At 60.1% G+C, this 20,659-nt stretch carries 18 protein-coding genes; 12 read left to right on the top strand and 6 right to left on the bottom strand.

Going from position 1 to position 20,659, the window contains the following annotated elements:
- Positions 1–149: 149 nt before the first annotated feature.
- Entirely contained in the window at positions 150–266 is a 117-nt protein-coding gene (gene ccoM / locus HX793_RS31560; protein ID WP_003172387.1) for a cytochrome c oxidase subunit CcoM, read from the bottom strand.
- A gap of 143 nt (positions 267–409) precedes the next feature.
- On the bottom strand, positions 410–571 hold the full coding sequence (locus HX793_RS13315; RefSeq protein WP_177050899.1) for a hypothetical protein: 162 nt from the start codon (positions 569–571) through the stop codon (positions 410–412).
- 132 nt (positions 572–703) lie between these two features.
- Between HX793_RS13315 and HX793_RS13310 the strand changes: the two genes are divergently transcribed.
- The 3 genes from HX793_RS13310 (at position 704) to HX793_RS13300 (ending at position 3,309) form a co-directional block, all read left to right on the top strand.
- The gene (locus HX793_RS13310; protein ID WP_177050897.1) at positions 704–1,570 is read left to right on the top strand and encodes a LysR substrate-binding domain-containing protein; all 867 of its coding nucleotides are present in this window, start codon (positions 704–706) and stop codon (positions 1,568–1,570) included.
- A 90-nt stretch (positions 1,571–1,660) separates the two neighbouring features.
- Positions 1,661–2,131 (top strand): RidA family protein, encoded by a 471-nt coding sequence (locus HX793_RS13305; RefSeq protein ID WP_177050896.1) that lies wholly within the window; start codon positions 1,661–1,663, stop codon positions 2,129–2,131.
- Positions 2,128–3,309: an aminotransferase class V-fold PLP-dependent enzyme gene (locus HX793_RS13300; RefSeq protein ID WP_177050894.1), complete on the top strand. Its 1,182-nt coding sequence runs from the start codon at positions 2,128–2,130 to the stop codon at positions 3,307–3,309. Before HX793_RS13305 ends, HX793_RS13300 begins: the two co-directional genes overlap by 4 nt.
- On the opposite strand, the gene HX793_RS13295 is transcribed toward HX793_RS13300, so the two are convergent.
- Positions 3,306–3,647 carry a hypothetical protein gene (locus HX793_RS13295; protein WP_016975077.1) on the bottom strand — a complete coding sequence of 114 codons (342 nt, stop codon included), beginning with the start codon at positions 3,645–3,647 and terminating at the stop codon, positions 3,306–3,308. The genes HX793_RS13300 and HX793_RS13295 overlap by 4 nt on opposite strands.
- Before the next feature lie 219 nt (positions 3,648–3,866).
- On the opposite strand from HX793_RS13295, the gene rapA reads away from it, so the two are divergent.
- On the top strand, positions 3,867–6,713 hold the full coding sequence (gene rapA, locus HX793_RS13290; RefSeq protein WP_177050892.1) for an RNA polymerase-associated protein RapA: 2,847 nt from the start codon (positions 3,867–3,869) through the stop codon (positions 6,711–6,713).
- 149 nt (positions 6,714–6,862) lie between these two features.
- Here the strand turns inward: rapA and HX793_RS13285 are convergent, their stop codons facing one another.
- Positions 6,863–8,209, bottom strand: a complete 1,347-nt coding sequence (locus HX793_RS13285; RefSeq protein WP_177050891.1) for a spinster family MFS transporter — start codon at positions 8,207–8,209, stop codon at positions 6,863–6,865.
- A 251-nt stretch (positions 8,210–8,460) separates the two neighbouring features.
- Between HX793_RS13285 and HX793_RS13280 the strand changes: the two genes are divergently transcribed.
- From HX793_RS13280 to HX793_RS13270, 3 genes are all read left to right on the top strand, one after another.
- Positions 8,461–8,826 carry a YkgJ family cysteine cluster protein gene (locus HX793_RS13280; RefSeq protein ID WP_016975074.1) on the top strand — a complete coding sequence of 122 codons (366 nt, stop codon included), beginning with the start codon at positions 8,461–8,463 and terminating at the stop codon, positions 8,824–8,826.
- Between the two features lie 139 nt (positions 8,827–8,965).
- Entirely contained in the window at positions 8,966–11,230 is a 2,265-nt protein-coding gene (locus HX793_RS13275) for a putative bifunctional diguanylate cyclase/phosphodiesterase (RefSeq protein ID WP_025999639.1), read from the top strand.
- A 205-nt stretch (positions 11,231–11,435) separates the two neighbouring features.
- The gene (locus HX793_RS13270) at positions 11,436–13,613 is read left to right on the top strand and encodes a hypothetical protein (RefSeq protein ID WP_016975072.1); all 2,178 of its coding nucleotides are present in this window, start codon (positions 11,436–11,438) and stop codon (positions 13,611–13,613) included.
- Between the two features lie 36 nt (positions 13,614–13,649).
- On the opposite strand, the gene HX793_RS13265 is transcribed toward HX793_RS13270, so the two are convergent.
- Together HX793_RS13265 and HX793_RS13260 are read right to left on the bottom strand one after the other, a co-directional pair.
- Positions 13,650–14,741 (bottom strand): hypothetical protein, encoded by a 1,092-nt coding sequence (locus HX793_RS13265; protein ID WP_016975071.1) that lies wholly within the window; start codon positions 14,739–14,741, stop codon positions 13,650–13,652.
- 252 nt (positions 14,742–14,993) lie between these two features.
- Positions 14,994–15,305: a DUF2288 domain-containing protein gene (locus HX793_RS13260; protein WP_177050889.1), complete on the bottom strand. Its 312-nt coding sequence runs from the start codon at positions 15,303–15,305 to the stop codon at positions 14,994–14,996.
- 340 nt (positions 15,306–15,645) lie between these two features.
- Between HX793_RS13260 and HX793_RS13255 the strand changes: the two genes are divergently transcribed.
- The 5 genes from HX793_RS13255 (at position 15,646) to HX793_RS13235 (ending at position 20,640) form a co-directional block, all read left to right on the top strand.
- Complete coding sequence (locus tag HX793_RS13255; protein WP_016975069.1) at positions 15,646–16,773, top strand: branched-chain amino acid ABC transporter substrate-binding protein; 1,128 nt, start codon at positions 15,646–15,648, stop codon at positions 16,771–16,773.
- Between the two features lie 226 nt (positions 16,774–16,999).
- On the top strand, positions 17,000–17,923 hold the full coding sequence (livH, locus tag HX793_RS13250; RefSeq protein WP_003172375.1) for a high-affinity branched-chain amino acid ABC transporter permease LivH: 924 nt from the start codon (positions 17,000–17,002) through the stop codon (positions 17,921–17,923).
- Positions 17,920–19,173, top strand: a complete 1,254-nt coding sequence (locus HX793_RS13245) for a high-affinity branched-chain amino acid ABC transporter permease LivM (protein ID WP_016975068.1) — start codon at positions 17,920–17,922, stop codon at positions 19,171–19,173. Before livH ends, HX793_RS13245 begins: the two co-directional genes overlap by 4 nt.
- Positions 19,170–19,937, top strand: coding sequence for a high-affinity branched-chain amino acid ABC transporter ATP-binding protein LivG (livG, locus tag HX793_RS13240; protein ID WP_012722652.1), 768 nt, complete (start codon positions 19,170–19,172; stop codon positions 19,935–19,937). Before HX793_RS13245 ends, livG begins: the two co-directional genes overlap by 4 nt.
- 1 nt (position 19,938) lies before the next feature.
- Entirely contained in the window at positions 19,939–20,640 is a 702-nt protein-coding gene (locus tag HX793_RS13235) for an ABC transporter ATP-binding protein (protein WP_177050887.1), read from the top strand.
- The last annotated feature ends 19 nt before the right edge of the window (positions 20,641–20,659 follow it).

Genomic DNA, 20,659 nt, shown 5'->3' with positions numbered 1-20,659 from the left:
ACCCCGCCGCAATAAAAAAGGTGCGATCCGCGAGGGTCGCACCTTTTTTTATGTTCGTATTTCTGTAGAAGCCGACTCAAATAACGGGCAAAAAAAAGGGCGACCGAAGTCGCCCAAAATGCCTTGCGTGCTCGTGTAACCTGGAAAACCTATGGTTTTTTACGCTTATTCGCGTCTTTCCAGATAAAAATTCCAAACCCTACAAAAAACAGCACCATGAGGCTTACAGTCAGCACTCCGGCAAACACCACATTATCGATAAACATGACCGGCCTCCTGTGCTTGCCCTGTTGCGATAGGGCTAAGTTAATGGAGAAGCCAGATGGGAAAATTGACGGGGATCAATGTCGCCCGCTACGGGGCGTAAAGAAGGGCAATAACTGACCTGCATCAAGGGATGCAGGTTGTTTCAACGCTTTTTCGGTTTGCTCTTCGGCTTTTTCTTCACTTTGCCCAGTGGCATCGCGTGTTCAAATGCCTGGCGCACTTCATTCAGGCGCTTGTCATTGAGGTCATGCACACGCTTGGCGCGTTCGGCATTCAGGTCGATCAGCTTGTCGTCTTCACTCATGGCTTGGCTTACGTCGTGGAAGGGAATGGCTCAATAATGCGGCCTCCCCCGCTCAACGGCAAATCAGCGGGCGACAAAAGGCAGGCCATCGCACAAAATCGAGGCCTTTCCCGAACCCGGAGACGCTCTCAAGTGGCACTGCACAAGGACCTCCCGCCATTGCTGGCACTGCGTGCCTTCGAAGCCGTGGCGCGGCATTTGAGTTTTATCAAAGCGGCGAATGAGTTGTCAGTAACCCAGAGCGCCCTGAGTCATCAGGTGCAGAAACTTGAGCAACACCTGGGCAAACCTCTGTTTATCCGACGCACCCGCGCGATCGACCTGACCGTCGACGGCCAACAGTACTACGAAGAAATCCGCCCCGCCCTCGATGCCATCGCCGCCGCCACTCGCGCCCAGCGGGTTGCCCCCAGCGCCACCGTATTACGCATCGGTTTACTGGCATCGTTCGCCACGCTGTGGCTGGCACCGCGCCTGGCCGGGTTTCTAAACCGCTACCCACATATCCAGGTGGAGTTGTTGCCGGCGATCCAGTTGGCGAATGTCACGGGCGCCGAGGTCGACCTGGCCATCCGCTACGGCAAGGGTGATTGGCCCGATGTCCAGGCCACGCGACTCATGCCCGAGATCATCTCCCCGGTGTGCAGCCCGTCGTTCAAGGCACGCCAGGACAGCCCGTTGCTGATGGCCACTTCGCACCGCCCCTTTGAATGGACCGATTGGTCCACGCACTACCAGGTCGACCTCACCCACCATCCCCGCGTAATGCTGCACGACTACAACATCGTGGTCGAAGCCGCCGTGGCCGGACAAGGCATCGCCATGGGCCGCCATCGCCTGATCGAGCGCCGATTACAGGACGGCAGCCTGGTGGAAGCGTTCGACTGGCCGCCCTATCACAGCGACATCGGCTACTGGCTCATCGCGCCCCCAGGCCCCGCCAACGAAGCCGCCACGTGCTTCAGCCAGTGGTTGAAGGAAGCTTGCGCCGACGCGTGAGTTATTTCGATACGTCGCGTGAGATCTATCCGTTTGCCGCCCCTCGGTGCAAACAACATGCTGAAACCTCCCGACCCCAGAGGATTCACCATGAGCGACTCCATCCGCCAGCGCGTTCAAGCCCTTGGCCTCACGCTGCCTACCCCCAGCCAGCCAATTGCCAACTACATCAACCACGTCATCAGCCAAAACCACCTCTTCGTTTCGGGACAAATTCCCCTGGTCGACGGTAAACCCGCCTACATCGGTCGCCTGGGCGAATCCCTCAGCGATGAGGAAGGCGCACAGGCGGCGCAATTGGCGGCTTTGGGCCTGCTGGGGCAATTGAGCAATGCCCTGGGCGACGACCTGTCGCGCCTGGTGCGCACCGTGCGCCTGGGTGTGTTCATCGCCAGCAGCGCTGATTTCAAACAACAGAGCGTGGTCGCCAATGGCGCTTCCAACCTGCTGGTCAACGCCCTTGGCGAACAAGGCCGACATGTGCGCACCGCCGTGGGCGTCTCTAGCCTGCCGGCCGGCGTGGCCGTGGAGGTGGATGCCATTTTCGAGTTACGCCCGTGAGCCCGCTCGAAGTCCAGCAACTGCGGGACGACACGCCGGGCTGCCAATCCGGCATCGTGCACTTCAACCCTGCCGGCGCATCCCTGCCCAGCCAGGCGACCCTCGACGCAATCATCGAGCAACTGCAACGCGAAGCTCGCGACGGCCCGATGGAAGCCGGCGAACATGGCGCGGTGCTGGTGGAAAAAGCCCGCCGTGCCGCCGCGCAACTGCTCAATGCCCCTGCTGCCTCGATTGCCTTTGCCAGCAGCGGCTCGACCGCCTGGAGCCTGGCGTTCCAGGCCTTGGCGCCTTGGCAACCGGGCGATCGCATTCTGGTGGGCCGCCACGAATGGGGCGGCAACCTGGCCAGCATGGAGCTGGCAGTGCACGCCGGTGCACGGGTAGAAATCATCCCTTGCGACGAAACCGGCGCCGTTTGCCCGCTGGCGCTGGAATCGATGATCGATGCACACGTCAAGCTGATCGACCTCACCTGGCTACCGGCCAATGGCGGCCTGATCAACCCCGCCCAGGCCATCGGTGAAGTGGCGAGGCGGCATGCCATCCCCTACTTCATCGACGCCGGCCAAGCTGTCGGCCAGGTGCCCGTGGATGTGCAAGCGTTGCAGTGCGACGTGCTCAAGTCAGCCGGACGCAAACACCTGCGTGGCCCACGCGGCACCGCGCTGTTGTATGTGCGACCGGACTTTCTTGAGCGCTTGAACCCGGCCCAGCGCGACGTGTTTTCCGCGCCATGGACCGCCCAGGGTTTTGACCTGCGCCATGACGCCCGGCGCTTTGAGACCAGCGAGACCTCATTCGCCTTGCTCGCAGGCCTAGGTAATGCGCTACAGGAGATGAATCGCCTGGGCATCGAGCGCGTCTGGGAAAGGGTGTCGCAAACCGCCGGGCGAATCCGCGACGAATTGCGTGGGATGGCGGGCATTACCCTGCATGACCTGGGCACCCGGCAATCAGGCTTGATCGCCTTCAACCTGGCCGGCTGGGATGCATTCGAACTGAAGCGGCGCCTGGGCCTGAAACGCATCAATATCGGCGCCAATGGCGTGGCCTACACGCCACTGGATATGCAGGCACGGGGCCTGGAAAGCGTGGCGCGGATTTCAGTCAGTCCGTTCAACAATGAACAGGATATCGAGCTGTTGATAACCGCCCTACGGGAATTGCGCGACTAAACCTCGACGTCCACCCACAAGCCCTGGCGCGGGGCATCTTCGATCAGCGGCACCACCGGCACGGTGTTGTCGGCGTTGAGCACATCCCCCGGAATGGCCAGGTGCTGCTCCGGGTCTTCGTCGGCTTCACGCCGACGCTTCTGCTGTTCCTGCTGGCGGCGCTGTTCTTCGCGCAGCAAAAAAGCCGACGTCTCGGCATCGCCCTTTTTCAAGTCGATCGTGCTCTCGTTGGAGCCCGGTTGAACTGGCACCACGGGCGGGATATCCGGCTTCTGGCGCACCGGATCGAGTTGTGACGTCACCGGCACAACGCTGACGGGCAGCATGGGTGGCAGCATAGTGATTATTCTCCTGATCAACAGGCTTTCGGCGGGTGGCAGGGCGACTTGAGCCCGGGCTCGCCAACCTGTGACCCAGTCGACACTCCCAAGTGCCCGCCACCCGTCGATTCGGCTTCCGGCCCCCCACGTAAACGGAGTAGTTTTTGTCAGAGTCCTTGGGCGTGAGGGCTTGTTCCGTTAAGATAGTCGGCTTTTTCACGGCGGGAGTCAGGCAGCATGGCGCAGCAGTATCAACCGGGGCAACGCTGGATTAGTGACAGCGAAGCAGAGCTGGGGTTAGGCACCGTTCTGGCACAGGACGGGCGCTTGTTGACCGTGCTCTATCCGGCCACTGGCGACACCCGCCAGTATGCGCTACGGAATGCGCCCCTCACTCGCGTGAGGTTTTCGCCGGGTGACAGCATCACCCACTTCGAAGGCTGGAAAATGACCGTACAGGAAGTCGACGACGTCGACGGCCTGCTGGTGTACCACGGCCTCAATGGGCAGAACGAGCAGGTCACCCTACCGGAAACCCAACTGTCCAACTTTATCCAGTTCCGCCTGGCCAGCGACCGTCTGTTCGCCGGGCAGATCGACCCGCTGGCCTGGTTCTCGCTGCGCTACCACACCCTGGAACACACCAGCCGCCAATTGCAGTCCTCGCTGTGGGGCCTGGGTGGCGTGCGTGCGCAACCTATTGCGCACCAGCTGCACATTGCCCGTGAAGTCGCTGACCGTATCGCGCCACGGGTATTGCTGGCCGACGAAGTGGGCCTGGGTAAAACCATCGAAGCCGGCCTGGTGATCCATCGCCAACTGCTGTCGGGCCGCGCCAACCGCGTGCTGATCCTAGTGCCGGAGAACCTGCAGCACCAGTGGCTGGTGGAAATGCGCCGCCGCTTCAACCTGCAAGTTGCCCTGTTTGACGAAGAACGCTTTATCGAAAGTGATGCCACCAACCCGTTCGAAGATACACAGCTTGCGCTGGTAGCCCTGGAGTGGCTGGTGGACGACGAGAAGGCCCAGGACGCACTGTTCGCCGCCGGCTGGGACTTGCTCGTGGTCGACGAAGCCCACCACCTGGTCTGGCACGAAGAAAAGGCCAGCCCTGAATACGCACTGGTCGAACAACTGGCCGAAGTGATTCCTGGCGTACTGCTGCTGACCGCCACCCCGGAGCAATTGGGCCAGGACAGCCACTTCGCACGGCTGCGCCTGCTGGACCCGAACCGTTTCCACGACCTCGCCGCCTTCCGCGCCGAGAGCGAGAACTATCGCCCGGTCGCCGAAGCCGTGCAGGAGCTGCTCGACAAGGGGCGTCTCTCCCCTGCCGCACACAAGACCATCCTGGGTTTCCTCGGTGACGAAGGCGAAGCCCTGCTGACCGCCGTCAACGATGGCGACACCGAAGCCAGCGCACGCCTGGTGCGCGAGTTGCTCGACCGTCACGGCACCGGCCGCGTGCTGTTTCGCAACACCCGCGCCGCCGTGCAGGGTTTCCCGGAGCGCAAGCTGCACGCCTACCCGTTGCCAAACCCGGACGAATACCTCGAGTTGCCGCTGGGCGAGCACGCCGAGCTGTACCCGGAAGTCAGCTTCCAGTCGCAGCCGGACATTGAAGAAGAAAACCGCTGGTGGCGCTTCGACCCGCGCGTCGAGTGGCTGATCGACCAGCTCAAAATGCTCAAGCGCACCAAGGTCCTGGTGATCTGCGCCCACGCCGAAACCGCGATGGACCTGGAAGACGCGCTGCGCGTGCGCTCCGGCATTCCGGCCACGGTGTTCCACGAGGGCATGAACATCCTCGAACGTGACCGCGCCGCCGCCTACTTCGCTGATGAGGAGTTTGGCGCCCAGGTGCTGATCTGCTCGGAAATCGGCAGTGAAGGCCGCAACTTCCAGTTCTCCCACCACTTGGTGCTGTTCGACCTGCCATCCCACCCCGACCTGCTGGAACAGCGGATCGGCCGTCTGGACCGGATCGGCCAGAAACACGTGATCGAACTGCACGTGCCGTACCTGGAAACCAGCCCGCAAGAGCGTCTGTTCCAGTGGTACCACGAAGCGCTGAACGCCTTCCTCAACACCTGCCCGACCGGCAACGCCTTGCAGCATCAGTTCGGCCCACGCCTGCTGCCGCTGCTGGAGAACGCCGACGACGGCGAGTGGCAAGCCCTGATCGACGAGGCCCGTGCCGAGCGCGAGCGTCTTGAAGAAGAGCTGCACACTGGTCGCGACCGCCTGCTGGAACTCAACTCCGGCGGCGCGGGTGAAGGTGATGCGCTGGTCGAAGATATCCTTGAGCAAGACGACCAGTTCGCCCTGCCGATCTACATGGAAACCCTGTTCGACGCGTTCGGCATCGACAGCGAAGACCATTCGGAAAACGCGCTGATCCTCAAGCCCAGCGAAAAGATGCTCGACGCCAGCTTCCCCCTGGGTGACGACGAAGGCGTGACCATCACCTACGACCGCAACCAGGCGCTGTCACGCGAAGACATGCAGTTCATCACCTGGGAACACCCGATGGTGCAAGGCGGCATGGACCTGGTGCTGTCCGGCTCCATGGGCAACACCGCCGTGGCGCTGATCAAGAACAAGGCGCTGAAGCCTGGCACCGTGTTGCTGGAACTGCTCTACGTCAGCGAAGTGGTTGCCCCACGCTCACTGCAATTGGGCCGCTACCTGCCGCCGGCTGCCCTGCGCTGCCTGCTGGATGCCAATGGCAACGACCTGTCGAGCCGCGTGTCATTCGTGACCCTCAATGACCAGTTGGAAAGCGTGCCACGGGCCAGCGCCAACAAGTTCATCCAGGCCCAGCGCGACCAGCTGACGCCACGGATCAACGCCGGTGAAGAGAAGATCACCCCGCAACATGCCGAGCGCGTGGCCGAGGCCAAGCGTCGCCTGGCGGCGGACACCGACGAAGAACTGGCGCGCCTGACCGCGTTGCAAGCGGTCAACCCGACCGTGCGTGACAGTGAGTTGGTGGCCCTGCGTGCCCAACGTGAGCAAGGGTTGGCGATGCTTGATAAAGCAGCTCTGCGCTTGGAAGCGATTCGAGTCCTGGTCGCAGGCTAGTAAAAAGAAGGCCCGCGCAATGCGGGCCTTTTTTATAGGCCTTGAGGGCCTCATCGCAGGCAAGCCAGCTCCCACAGTTGACCGAGTTCCAATGTTGGAATGCAGTCAAATGTGGGAGCTGGCTTGCCTGCGATGAAGTCACCTCGGTTTCAAGCTACAGCCGCAGCAGCCGGCACCTCCACCCCGCTCAACCCCTCCTTCATCTTCTTGGCATCCCGCACAAAGCTGCGCGACGCCTGGAACAGAAACAACATGGTCAAGAACAGCGCCACCGGAATCAGGTACATGGCGTCATGCAACCCCACCGCTTTATAAGCTTCGGTCATCTGCTCCGCCCCCGCCGCATACATCGCCGAGTGGGCGAAATGGTCGGAAAGCCCGCCCACCACGATCGGCCCCATCCCACCGCCCAGCAAGTACAGCCCGGCAAAAAACAGCGCCATGGCCGTGGCCCGCAAGCGCGGCTCGACCACGTCCTGAATCGCCGTGTACACGCAGGTGTAGAAGTTATAGGCGAACAACCAGCCCACGCTGAACAGCGCCACGAACACGCCAATCTCGATGCGCCCGGCGTGCAACGCCCAGGCGGTGGTCACGGTGGAGATGATCAGGCTGAACGCGGCGAACAACAGGCGACCATTGGCAACGCGCTGATGAATCTTGTCGGCGACCCAGCCGCCTAGCGTCAGGCCTACCAGGCCGGTCAACCCGACGATCACACCCGTGGCAACGGCAGCTTCCTGCAACGGCATCAGGAAATAACGCTGCAGCATCGGCACCAGGAACGAGTTGCAGGCATAGGTCGCAAAGTTGAAGCACAACCCGGCCAACACCAGCCACAGGAAGGTCGGCACCGCCAGCACGCGGCGGATCGGGCGGTCGACGCGCTCCTGGGAAACCTGCACGGTTTCGGCGGCGCCGCGCTTGGGCTCCTTGATATAGAACATGAACACCGCCAGGATCATCCCCGGTACCGCCGCGATAAAGAACGGCGCGCGCCAGCTGTCGAACGCCTTGACCATCCAGCCAATGGTGAAGAACGCCAGCAACAGCCCCAACGGCAGGCCCAGCATGAAAATGCCCATCGCCCGCGCGCGACGGTGTGCCGGGAACAGGTCGCCAATCAGCGAGTTGGCCGCCGGTGCATAGCTGGCTTCGCCAATGCCGATGCCCATGCGCACCAGCAAAAACGTCCAGAAACTGCCGACCATGCCATTGACCGCCGTCAGCCCGCTCCAGGCGAACAGGCCCCAGCCCATCAGTTTGCTACGTGAACCGGTGTCGGCCAGGCGCCCGAGCGGCAAGCCGGCAATGGCGTAGACGATGGTGAACGCGGTACCGATGATGCCGAGCTGGAAGTCGCTCAGGTGCCATTCCATGCGGATTGGCTCGATGATGATCGCCGGAATCGTGCGGTCGAAGAAGTTGAACAGGTTGGCCAGGAACAGCAGGAACAGAATGCGCCAGGCATTCGCCGCTTGGGTCGAGTTCTGCATGGGTCCGTCTCTTTTATTGTTATGAGAGCTGCGATGCCCGATGCATCCTGCCCGGTACCTGCAACATAGTCAGACGGCACCCGGTTGTCTGTAATGATTCGTAAAGCTGATAGGGCATGATTTCGCCCGGCAGCACGGGACTTCGCCTACAAAAATATAAGTGCGTGCCCCCCTTCCCAACGGCCATGGCCCGGATAGAATGGCGAGCCTTCCGTAACACCCCACTCCTACTTTTCTTATCGATGACGCCCATGTCCGAAGCCAGTCCGTGTCTGAATTGCGGTGCCTGCTGTTCACACTTTCGTGTGTCTTTCTTCTGGGGCGAGTGCGCCTCGTCGGGTGGCACAGTGCCTGATGACCTGGTGGTGCAGATCAACCCCACCCGCGTGGCGATGATCGGCACCGATCAGAAACCGGCGCGCTGCTGCAGCCTTGAAGGGGAAGTAGGCCAAGGCACCCGCTGCACGATCTACGAGCAACGCTCCAGCGTGTGCCGCGAGTTCGAGTCCTCCTGGTATGAGGGCGTGCACAACGCCGATTGCGATGCAGCCCGCGCCGCGTTTGGCCTGGCGCCGCTGGAAGCACCATTCGAATTGGACCTGCCCATCAGCGCTTAGCATCAAACGCTATGGGTAGAATGCCAAAATCGTAGAGAAGCAAAGTGCCATTACGCCTTGCGAATTTTCCTACGCGTCTACACTGGTCCTCATAGGTCATCGCCGTAGGCAGTGACGTGACGCTATGACGGGACATGCTATGGAATGGCTGGGTCTGCATTTTTTTACCGAGCTTCCAGAGAGCGGGCACTTATTACTCAATTGCAGTCATAACCCCTTTTTGGTGCTTCTGGCCTATCTGGTCGCCTGCGCGGCGGGTTTCGGCACGCTGGACATGGCCGAACGGGTCGGCCATGTCGAAGACCCCACCGCACGCCGACACTGGCGCTGGCTCGGTGCCGGTTGCCTGGCAGGCGGGATCTGGTCGACCCATTTCATCAGCATGCTGGCCTTCCAGGCCCCCATCGCCATCCATTACGAACTGTTCATGACGTTCGCGTCCTTGCTGATCGCGCTGATCGCGTCGTTGATCGCCATGCAAACCCTCAGTCATCCCCACCTGCGCTTCCACCAGTATTTGCTGGCGTCGGTCTGGATGGGCATCGGCATCGCCCTGATGCATTACGTCGGCATGTCGGCCATGCGTTCCCAGGCCCAGGTGTATTTCGAAACGCGGCTGTTTCTGGCCTCGATCGGCATTGCCATCGGCGCCAGCCTGGCGGCCTTGCTGCTGTCGAGTTACCTGCGCAACGGTGCCGGAGTGTTCCACCAGTTGCTTAAATATGCCGCCAGCCTGGTGCTCGGCGCCGGCATTCTCAGCATGCACTTCACCGGCATGGCCGCCATGCGCCTGATGGTGCCGACCGGGGCGGACTTGTCGCTGCCACTGGACAACAACCCGATTCAACTGGGCCTGTCGGTGGCCGTCATCACGCTGCTGGTCATCGGCAGCAGCATCAGCGCGGCCCTGGCCGACAAGAAGCTGCAGCACAAGGAACGTGACCTGCGCCGGGTCAACGCCTTGCTCAGTGAACTGGATCAGGCCCGCGCCTCGCTGCAGCAGGTGGCCCATTACGACGCCTTGACCAGCCTGCTCAACCGCCGCGGCTTCAACCAGATCTTTGCGGAAAAGCTCGCTGAAAAAACCGCCTCCCACGGCATGATGGCGGTGATCTTCCTCGATATCGACCACTTCAAACGCATCAACGACAGCCTCGGGCATGACGCCGGCGACCAATTGCTCACCGTGCTGGCCGGGCACATCAAAGGCTCGGTGCGCAGCCACGCCGATGTGGTCGCGCGGTTTGGCGGCGATGAGTTCTGCATCCTGATCAGCATCCACCACCGTGACGAAGCCCGGCACCTGGCCCAGCGCATCATGCAGCAGATGAAAGAACCCATCGAACTGGCCGGCCGGCGTATGGTGATGACCACCAGCATCGGCATCAGCCTGTTCCCCGATGATGGCCTGACCTGCGAAGAACTGCTGAAAACCGCCGACCTGGCGCTGTATCAATCCAAGGATGCCGGGCGCAACAGCCTGAACTTCTTCAGCTCCAACCTGAAAACCCGCGCCTTCCTCGAACTGCAACTGGAAGAAGAATTGCGCGGCGCCCTGCGCACCCGTAACCAACTGGTGCTGTTCTATCAACCGATCTTCGACATGAAACTGGGCAAGGTCACGCGGCTGGAAGCCCTGGTGCGCTGGCAACATCCACAGCACGGCTTACTGGCCCCGGACCGCTTTATCGGCATCGCCGAAAGCAACGGCCTGATTGCCGAACTGGACCACTGGGTACTGCGCCAAGCCTGTCATGACCTGAGCCTGCTGTCGGAACGGGGATACACCGACCTGACCATGGCGGTGAACTGCTCGGCCCTGAACCTGGCCCGCGATGAGCTGGCGGATGAAATCGAAGACGCGTTGCGCTTCAGCGGGATCGGCGCCAACCGCCTAGAGCTGGAAGTCACCGAAAACGCCCTGATGGGCAACATCAGCAGCACCTTGGCATTGTTGCGGCAGATCCGCGCGCTGGGCGTGTCGCTGGCCATTGACGACTTCGGCACCGGCTACTCGTCCCTTGCTTACCTCAAGCGCTTGCCACTCAACACGCTGAAGATCGACCGCTCGTTTATCCAGGATATTCCCAAGTCCACCGCGGATATCGAGATCGTCCAGGCGGTGATCGGCATGGCCCACACCCTGCATTTGCAAGTGGTGACCGAAGGCGTCGAAACCCAGGCCCAATTTGAGCTGCTGCACAAGCATGGCTGTGATTTCGTTCAGGGTTACCTGCTGAGTCCGGCGGTGCCGGCCAGTGACATCATCGGTGTGATGCAAGGCATCAACATGCGCAACCCCCTCCACTCACCGAGCGGGGTGGTCACCAAGGACAGCAACTCGCCGAAAGAGCCTTCTCCAAACCGAGGCGGCTCCACGTCCATCGTCAGGCCAATTCGCTGACGCCGAAACTTTGGCATTTAGCCATCATTTGTCTAAAGAACGCCGACGAACGGCCGATTCATCAGAGTCCGGCCAGGTTTTCCCCCGAAAACACTAGGGTTTAGCCCACTCGCCCAGGACAAGGACGCACTGTAAAGTCGCGAACTCCCATTCCGTGATGGCCCTTTGATACATTTCAGCCATCCGCCCAGGCACATGGCGCACAATGACTTCTAAAAATAACTCTGCCACCGTGGTATCCGACGTGTTGCTCCCAGCTCCTGCGGACAAGCCCTCAGGTTCAAAGTCATTGAGCAGCGCCCGCCCGCTGGCTACCCAGCAATACCTGTACTTCACCGAAACCAATACCGACCGCATCCTCGACAACCTCGACGGCCTGCGCGATATGGTGTTCCCGCGCCCGCCCCACCTGGAAGGCGACAACGACCCGCGCAACGAGCAGGAATTTCCCTCGGTCTGCCTGATCGGCCTGGGCCGCTGCGGTTCCAACATCGCGCTGGATGTAGCAGAGCTGGTGTACAACGCGCGCAAGTTCTACCTGAACGAATTCAGCAACGAAGATAAGTCGCAAGACAAGGGCTATAGCCCCGCTCAGTGGATCCGCAACAACCTGCGCCTGGGCGGCGGCAAGGCCAGCAAACCGGTGTTCCTGGTGGAACCGCTGGTGATGCTCGGCGACCTGGACAAAGACATCGCCGGGCGCATCCGTTTCTCGCGCAAGGGTGAAAAAAGCGGCTTTTTGCGCGACTACAGCAAGATGAAAATCATGGACCTCTCGGAAGTCCATGCCGGTGGCGCCGGTAACGCGCCGATCCTCGGCCAGTACCTGGCCAAGATCATCCTCAACAAAGACACTCAGCGTTTTTCCAGCCCCGACTGGAAGATGATTCATTCGTACCTGATCGACTCTTGCGGCATCAAGGCGAACCAGTCGCGCCTGTATTTCTCGATCTTCAGCGCCGGCGGCGGCACCGGCTCGGGCATGGCCTCGGAGTTCGGCCTGGCCCAGCAGCACTCGTACATGAACAAGACGTTCGACACCAAGCCCGCCGACGAGCACGACAGCAAAAGCGGCCATGCCTTTGTGTTCGAACCGATCTTCACCAGCGGCATTTGCGTGCTGCCGAACATCTCCGACCACCGCAGCGAAATGTCCGAGGCGCTGCACATCAACGCCGGACGACTGCTGTGCAAATACCTGTCGGAAGAATGGGATTTCTCGTACAACTTCGCCAACGAAGACAGCAGCGAAGCCAGCGTGAAGGGGCGCATCCGGCCGTGGAATGCGATGATGCTGATCTCCAACGACATCATGCGTTATGCCGAAGAAAGCGATGACGGCAACATCCAGAACATTGACGTCAATGCCATGGAAAAACACGCCAACCAATACATTTCCCAGCAGATCTTCAACATCCTCACCGCCCAGGCCGTGACCACCGACTATGACCAGAATTACTTCCGTCGTGCCGGGATCGACATCGGCGAAACCATCCGCCTGGATGCCAACGACCTGTTCATGAGCCTGGCCGGCCCGGTGGCGATTGCCTACGCAGAATCCGTCGTCCCGGAAACCCCGGCGCCGTCGAGTGACAAGTTCAAGGTGTTCGACAAAGAGCCGCAACGCCTGAACATCGATGACCTGTTCTTCCGCTCCATCGACCTGCCGCACTTCAACAAGGTCACCCAGGCCATCGAAGGCATCAGCCTGCTGCCGATCGAATCCAAGCGCTACAAGGCCTCGCTGGAGCAGTACAAGAATTCGGGCTACGACGCAGCCGCGTTGCACGACCTGCACTTCTTCAAGAACTGTTCGTCGGTGGTGTCGATTGTCTCGTTGCCCAAGGACTATAAGCTGTCCTACATGGACCTGAACCGGCTCAAGACCCACCTCAACAGCCTGTTTCCCAACACCACGCTCAAGCGCTATGCCCTGGTGATCGGTGCCTCGGCCAACTTGTCGCTGACCACCTTGATCGCCAAGAGCCCGTGCCTGTCGGACGATTTTCTTACGCTGATCGTGGCATTTATCAAACGCTGCTTTGCGCGCAACCCGTACCGCTTCGATGACACGCTGGACAACTCGATCCTGGATTTCATCATCCACGAGGACTTCGACGAGGACCGTATCGACGAGCTGCTCAACGAGTTCGAAAACCCGGCGAAGATCCTCGATACCAACTGGTACGCGATCAAGCCGATGTATGAGAAGAAGTACCGCGAGCTGATCAACGACAAAGACAAGTTCGTGTCGATCAATGACATTCGCCTGTCACGGGATTGCGTGAAGAAGTCGATCAAGTACCTGCGTGAGATCTACCGTCACCGCATCGGCAAGACCAAGGTTATTTCGTTGAATAACCACACGGGCAAGACCGCCTGACGCGTAGCGACGGCGCCGTTTGGCGCCGTCACTGTTTCACGAGGCTCGTCGTTGCTGCAGGTAGGCGACGATGGCATGCTCGTCTGCAGACTTGGCAGGCCGGGGCAATTGCTTCGGCCAGCTAGGGGCTTGCGTTCCGAAGAACGTGTTCTGTTCAGCCTCATCCCAACCGCGAATTTCACGCGAGGCCGATTCCCACCAGCCTTGTCGGCACACGTCGTAATAGGGGTTCGCAGGCGCGGCGCTGCCGTAGAGCAAGTCGCGACCCACCCGTTTTACATGCTTGCGCTGATTTCGCAGCTTCCATTTGATGCTCAGTCGCTGCCACGCCGATGGCATAGGCTTGAACTGCGGTACGTCAAGGCAACGCAGCACCAGCTCGGGGCTGAAGGTTTCACCATGAAGGCTGAAAAAATGCGCCTGCATGGCGTGGAAGAAGCGCTTGTCAGCGTAATAGTGATGAACGAACTTCCTGGCCTCGCGCACCGTCTTGCCCTGCATCGCGAAGGAAATCGCGACTTGCTCAATGGTGTGGATGTCGAATGAACCCTGGGTCCACTCGTCGATCAGGCGGATCGAGGTTTCAAGCAGCGGCGTATCCGTATCACGGACACCACACAGGCCACTGTTGTAGAGCCTGAAGCTGTTACTGGCAGAAATGCCGTGGGCGTGCAGGTGCTGGCCCAGCTTGAGGTAGTCCGGGCGCTGGCAGACATAGCGCCAGTCGTACTCGAACTCGTCCATCACATACTGGCCGGGCTCGATCAAATCGAACACGCGATGAGGGGACTTGAGGAATACCGTATCCGTATCGACAAACAGGGTTTTGTCCGCCAGCGTCAAGCCTTGGGCGATTGCACAGGCCTTGCGCCGGTGGAGGTAACCGTTGTCGCCCTGCCACTGGGTCAGGGTCTGCTCGTCCAGCTCGGTAGTTTCCACCGGCCAGCCGATGAAATCCTGGGGCCGATCGGTCATGACCCGGATACACAGCGACTCACCCGGCTTGAGCTGAGCCAAGGCAGAGAGGATGCTGAATTTGGCTTCGCGTCGGTAAACATCTTGTTTACCGTAGATAAGGTAAAGCAGCTGGTGCGAGGGTTTCGCTGAGGGGGGCAGCGTTGACGGCATGGTGGGCTCCGGGTGACAGGCTGCGCACTTTACCGGAATTTCAGCGCTTCCTACTGTCCCGATCCGACAATCGCCAGGCTTTTTAAACACTGAGAAACAATTCTTCCACCCTGTGGACGGTGGAAAAACTGTTCCCATGACGTACGCGTCACCCTGGGCTGTGACCTTTCTCCACGGCAAGATGCCATCACGGCGCCAGCGGTTACCCCGCTACACACTTTCAAACCTGAAAATCACGCACCGTTTCAGTGCCTACTTGGAAGACGCTGCCCTTTCCTGGATCAGGATCCACGGCGAAACCACCACCGCCCACAGGCTTGGATCACGCTCCACCAGGTCCAGCGCCCGCGTCGCAGACACTTCGCCCAGGCTGCCAGAGGCCAGCCAGGCAGCGACTTTGTCGCGGTTGTCCTCGGCCATTCCCTCGGCGGCTTCGATCAAATCCAGGCCAGCGTCGACCCACAATAGGGCACCCTTGGCAAAGAATGGCTCAAGCTCCTTCCAGGATATTTCGGCGGTTTCACCGAGCAGCTTGGCATAGAGGGTGCTAGGCTCTTGCGTCATGGGAATTCACCTGAGTAAAAAACGGCGCAATCATAACGTCGTGGCCCGGGTAGAAAAACCCAGTTGCAAATGAGTCACCGAGAGAAAGTGTCAGGAAAGCCAAGGATTGCCCGAAACTCTGGCATCACCCCGCCGCAATTCTGTCTTTTTCTTTCATTTAAGCGACATACCCGGGTTTTGCCCCCAGCAGCCAGCTTTTCAAGCGATCAACCGGCGCTCTACACTGTACCGGTACAGTTGCCAGGGCACTGCCGGGGGGATATCCGAGATATCTGATCCGGTTCTGCAGCTCACAAGGCCGCTAGAACTATAAAAAATACAACAGTAAGAGTGGAGCACTATGAATAAGGCTACTAAGCAGATTTCCAAACTGTTTGCCGCTATGGTCCTGGCTGGGGTTGCCGGCCATTCGTTCGCAGCCGACACCATCAAGATCGGTATCGCAGGGCCTAAGACCGGTCCAGTGACGCAATACGGCGACATGCAATTCATGGGTGCCAAACAAGCCATCGCCGACATCAACGCCAAGGGCGGCGTCGACGGCAAGATGCTTGAGGCCAAGGAATACGACGACGCTTGCGACCCTAAACAAGCCGTTGCCGTCGCCAACAAAGTGGTCAACGACGGCGTCAAGTTCGTGGTCGGCCACCTCTGCTCCAGCTCCACTCAACCTGCCTCCGACATCTATGAAGACGAAGGCGTGATCATGATTACCCCGGCTGCCACCAGCCCGGAAATCACCGCCCGTGGCTACAAGCTGATCTTCCGCACCATCGGCCTGGACAGCGCCCAGGGCCCGGCCGCCGGCAACTACATCGCCGACCACGTGAAGCCGAAGATCGTTGCCGTACTGCATGACAAGCAGCAATACGGTGAAGGCATCGCCACCGCCGTCAAGCAGACCCTCGAGAAGAAAGGCACCAAGGTTGCTGTCTTCGAAGGCCTGAACGCCGGCGACAAAGACTTCTCCTCGATCATCCAGAAACTCAAGCAAGCCAACGTCGACTTCGTCTACTACGGCGGCTACCACCCTGAGCTGGGCCTGATTCTGCGCCAAGCCAAGGAAAAAGGCCTGAACGCCAAGTTCATGGGCCCGGAAGGCGTCGGCAACGACTCCATCTCGCAAATCGCCCAGGGCGCTTCCGAAGGCCTGCTGGTCACCCTGCCGAAGTCCTTCGACACCGACCCGGCCAACAAAGCCATCGTTGAAGAGTTCGCCAAGAACAAGCAGGACCCAACCGGTCCGTTCGTGTTCCCAGCCTACTCGGCCATCGAAGTGATCGCCGGCGGTATCGCCGCAGCGAAGAGCGAAGACACCGCCAAAGTGGCAGCCGCCATCCACGCGGGTACCTTCAAGACCCCTACCGGCGACCTGAGCTTCGACGCCAAAGGCGACCTGAAGGACTTCAAATTCGTGGTCTACGAATGGCACTTCGGTAAACCAAAAACCGAAGTTTCCCCTCAGTAAGCCAGGCGTTACTGGTCCAACAAGCCCACTGTGAGAGCAGTGGGCTTTGTTTTACGAGGTTTATGGGCCTGTCACCCGCGATCCGGGCGCTGGCTCACCTGAAAATCTTAAAACCGTCACCAGCGGTTCGCTGGCAAACGCTTTGTGCAACCTGGTCACAGAACAGGGCACAGGCCGGAAATGACTCCACCAGTGAAATGCGTATCGGGTTTTTAGGAGCGCTGTAATGCCTGAGATCTATCATTTTTTCCAACAGCTGGTTAATGGCCTGACCATTGGCAGCACCTATGCCTTGATAGCCATTGGCTACACAATGGTTTACGGCATCATTGGAATGATCAACTTCGCCCATGGCGAGGTGTACATGATTGGCTCCTACGTGGCCTTTATCGCCCTTGCCGGGTTGGCCATGATGGGTATCCACTCCCTGCCGCTGTTGATGACCGCCGCGTTCCTGGCGTCGATCGTCGTGACCAGTGCCTATGGCTACAGTATCGAGCGGGTTGCCTACCGTCCCTTGCGTGGCAGCAACCGTCTGATTCCGCTGATTTCCGCCATCGGCATGTCGATTTTCCTACAGAACACCGTATTGCTGTCCCAAGATTCGAAGGATAAATCCATCCCCAACCTGATTCCGGGGAGCTTCTCCTTCGGCCCGGGTGGCGCGGAAGAAGTCCTGATTTCCTATATGCAGATTTTGGTTTTCGTCGTCACCCTGGTGGCGATGCTCGGCCTGACTCTGTTCATTTCCCGCTCCCGTCTGGGACGCGCCTGCCGGGCCTGCGCCGAAGACATCAAGATGGCCAACCTGCTGGGCATCAACACCAACAACATCATCGCCCTGACCTTCGTGATCGGTGCTGCACTGGCGGCCGTTGCGGCGGTGCTGCTGAGCATGCAGTACGGCGTGATCAACCCCAACGCCGGTTTCCTGGTAGGCCTCAAGGCCTTTACCGCGGCGGTTTTGGGCGGCATCGGCAGTATTCCGGGCGCCATGCTCGGTGGCCTGGTGCTGGGTGTGGCTGAAGCCTTTGGTGCCGATATCTTCGGCGACCAGTACAAGGACGTCGTGGCGTTCGGCCTGTTGGTTCTGGTGCTGTTGTTCCGTCCGACCGGCATCCTGGGCCGTCCGGAGGTTGAGAAAGTATGAGCAGATATCTTAAATCGGCGTTTTTCAGCGCGCTGTTGGTTTGGGCGGTTGCGTTCCCCGTGCTCGGCCTCAAGCTGAGCATTGTCGGCATCAACCTGGAAGTGCATGGCACCGGTCCCGTGACCCTGACCATCATCGCCCTGTGCTCGGTGCTGATGTTCCTGCGCGTGCTGTTCACCCAGCAGGTCGGCGCCCTGTTCAAGGGCAACCGTGGCCCGTTGGTATCGCCCAAGGTCAGCCAATTCCTGACCCTGCCGCGCACCCAGCGCTACATCATCATCGGTCTGATCGTGGCCGCGTTGATCTGGCCGTTCTTCGGCTCGCGCGGTGCGGTCGATATCGCCACCCTGATCTTGATCTACGTGTTGCTGGGCCTTGGCCTGAACATCGTGGTCGGCCTGGCCGGCTTGCTCGACCTGGGTTACGTGGGCTTCTACGCCGTGGGTGCCTACACCTACGCGCTGCTCTCGCACTACCTGGGCTGGGGCTTCTGGATCTGTCTGCCTTTGGCGGGCATGGCGGCGGCCACGTTCGGCTTCCTGCTGGGCTTCCCGGTGCTACGTTTGCGCGGTGACTACCTGGCCATCGTGACCCTGGGTTTCGGTGAAATCATTCGCCTGTTCCTGCGTAACCTCACCGATATCACCGGCGGCCCCAACGGTATCAGCAGCATCCCCAAGCCGACGTTCTTCGGCCTGACGTTCGACCGTAGCGCCGCAGAAGGCATGCAGACGTTCCACGAATACTTCGGGATCGACTACAACCCGGTGAGCAAAGTGGTGTTCCTGTACCTGGTGGCGCTGTTGCTGGCACTGGCTGCACTGTTCGTGATCAACCGCCTGCTGCGCATGCCGATTGGCCGGGCATGGGAAGCACTGCGTGAAGATGAAATCGCGTGCCGTGCACTGGGCATGAACCCGACAGTCATCAAGCTTTCGGCCTTCACCCTCGGGGCAACCTTCGCCGGTTTCGCTGGCAGCTTCTTCGCCGCTCGCCAAGGCCTGGTGACCCCGGAGTCGTTCACCTTCATCGAGTCGGCGATCATCCTCGCCATCGTGGTATTGGGTGGGATGGGCTCGCAGCTGGGCGTGATCCTGGCGGCTATCGTGATGATCCTGCTGCCGGAAATGATGCGTGAGTTCAGTGAGTACCGCATGTTGATGTTCGGCGCAATGATGGTGCTGATGATGATCTGGCGTCCTCAAGGCCTGCTGCCCATGCAACGTCCACACATGGAGCTGCGCAAATGAGCCGCGAGATCCTGAAAGTCGAAAATCTGAGCATGCGCTTCGGCGGCTTGCTGGCGGTCAACGGCGTAGCCCTGACCGTGAAAGAAAAACAGGTTGTGGCACTGATCGGCCCGAACGGCGCCGGCAAGACCACGGTGTTCAACTGCCTCACCGGTTTCTACAAGCCGAGCGGTGGCAGCATCCTGCTGGACGGTCAGCCGATCCAAGGCCTGGCCGGTCACGAGATCGCCCGCAAGGGCGTGGTGCGGACCTTCCAGAACGTGCGGTTGTTCAAGGACATGACGGCGGTGGAAAACCTGCTGATTGCCCAGCACCGTCACCTGAACACCAACTTCTTCGCGGGCCTGTTCAAGACCCCGGCGTTCCGCAAGAGCGAACGCGAGGCCATGGAATACGCCGAGTACTGGCTGGACAAGGTCAACCTGACCGAGTTCGCCAACCGCCCGGCCGGCACCCTGGCATACGGTCAGCAACGTCGCCTGGAAATCGCCCGCTGCATGATGACCCGTCCGCGGATCCTCATGCTCGACGAACCAGCAGCCGGCCTGAACCCCAAGGAAACCGAAGACCTCAAGGCGCTGATCGGCGTGTTACGTGAGGAAAACAACGCCACGGTGTTGTTGATTGAACACGACATGAAACTGGTCATGAGCATTTCCGACCACATCGTGGTGATCAACCAGGGCACGCCGTTGGCCGACGGGACGCCGGAGCAGATCCGCGATAATCCTGAAGTGATCAAAGCCTATTTGGGGGAAGCGTAAAATGCTGCAATTCGAAAACGTTTCCACTTTCTACGGCAAGATCCAGGCCCTGCACAGCGTCAATGTCGAAGTGCGCCAGGGTGAGATCGTCACGCTGATCGGCGCCAACGGTGCCGGCAAATCGACCCTGTTGATGACCCTGTGCGGTTCGCCCCAGGCCCACAGTGGCAGCATCCGCTACATGGGTGAGGAACTGGTGGGTCAGCACTCCTCGCAGATCATGCGCAAGAGCATTGCGGTGGTGCCCGAAGGCCGTCGTGTGTTCTCACGCCTGACCGTGGAGGAGAACCTGGCCATGGGCGGGTTCTTCACCGACAAGGGCGATTACCAGGAGCAGATGGATAAGGTGCTGCACCTGTTCCCCAGGCTCAAGGAGCGCTTCAGCCAGCGTGGCGGCACCATGTCCGGCGGCGAACAGCAAATGCTCGCCATCGGCCGCGCGCTGATGAGCAAGCCCAAGCTGTTGCTGCTGGACGAACCTTCACTGGGCCTGGCACCGATCATCATCCAGCAGATCTTCGACATCATCGAACAACTGCGCAAGGACGGTGTGACGGTGTTCCTGGTGGAGCAGAACGCCAACCAGGCCTTGAAGATCGCTGACCGTGCCTATGTGCTGGAAAACGGCCGGGTGGTGATGCAAGGCACTGGCGAGCAGTTGCTGACCGATCCGAAGGTGCGTGAGGCGTACCTCGGCGGTTAATCAGCTCTCAATGTGTGCA

It is taken from the genome of Pseudomonas reactans, from assembly GCF_013387025.1.
GTDB lineage: Bacteria > Pseudomonadota > Gammaproteobacteria > Pseudomonadales > Pseudomonadaceae > Aquipseudomonas > Aquipseudomonas reactans.
Note: the sequence above shows the minus strand (reverse complement) of the source record. Positions and strands in the feature narration are given on the sequence as shown.

Bases quoted from the DNA above. Each gene is read 5' to 3' on its own strand.
- ccoM (WP_003172387.1), bottom strand. From the start codon at position 266: ATGTTTATCGATAATGTGGTGTTTGCCGGAGTGCTGACTGTAAGCCTC.
- HX793_RS13315 (WP_177050899.1), bottom strand. From the start codon at position 571: ATGAGTGAAGACGACAAGCTGATCGACCTGAATGCCGAACGCGCCAAG.
- HX793_RS13305 (WP_177050896.1), top strand. From the start codon at position 1,661: ATGAGCGACTCCATCCGCCAGCGCGTTCAAGCCCTTGGCCTCACGCTG.
- HX793_RS13295 (WP_016975077.1), bottom strand. From the start codon at position 3,647: ATGCTGCCACCCATGCTGCCCGTCAGCGTTGTGCCGGTGACGTCACAA.
- rapA (WP_177050892.1), top strand. From the start codon at position 3,867: ATGGCGCAGCAGTATCAACCGGGGCAACGCTGGATTAGTGACAGCGAA.
- HX793_RS13285 (WP_177050891.1), bottom strand. From the start codon at position 8,209: ATGCAGAACTCGACCCAAGCGGCGAATGCCTGGCGCATTCTGTTCCTG.
- HX793_RS13280 (WP_016975074.1), top strand. From the start codon at position 8,461: ATGTCCGAAGCCAGTCCGTGTCTGAATTGCGGTGCCTGCTGTTCACAC.
- HX793_RS13275 (WP_025999639.1), top strand. From the start codon at position 8,966: ATGGAATGGCTGGGTCTGCATTTTTTTACCGAGCTTCCAGAGAGCGGG.
- HX793_RS13270 (WP_016975072.1), top strand. From the start codon at position 11,436: ATGACTTCTAAAAATAACTCTGCCACCGTGGTATCCGACGTGTTGCTC.
- HX793_RS13265 (WP_016975071.1), bottom strand. From the start codon at position 14,741: ATGCCGTCAACGCTGCCCCCCTCAGCGAAACCCTCGCACCAGCTGCTT.
- HX793_RS13260 (WP_177050889.1), bottom strand. From the start codon at position 15,305: ATGACGCAAGAGCCTAGCACCCTCTATGCCAAGCTGCTCGGTGAAACC.
- HX793_RS13255 (WP_016975069.1), top strand. From the start codon at position 15,646: ATGAATAAGGCTACTAAGCAGATTTCCAAACTGTTTGCCGCTATGGTC.
- livH (WP_003172375.1), top strand. From the start codon at position 17,000: ATGCCTGAGATCTATCATTTTTTCCAACAGCTGGTTAATGGCCTGACC.
- HX793_RS13245 (WP_016975068.1), top strand. From the start codon at position 17,920: ATGAGCAGATATCTTAAATCGGCGTTTTTCAGCGCGCTGTTGGTTTGG.
- livG (WP_012722652.1), top strand. From the start codon at position 19,170: ATGAGCCGCGAGATCCTGAAAGTCGAAAATCTGAGCATGCGCTTCGGC.
- HX793_RS13235 (WP_177050887.1), top strand. From the start codon at position 19,939: ATGCTGCAATTCGAAAACGTTTCCACTTTCTACGGCAAGATCCAGGCC.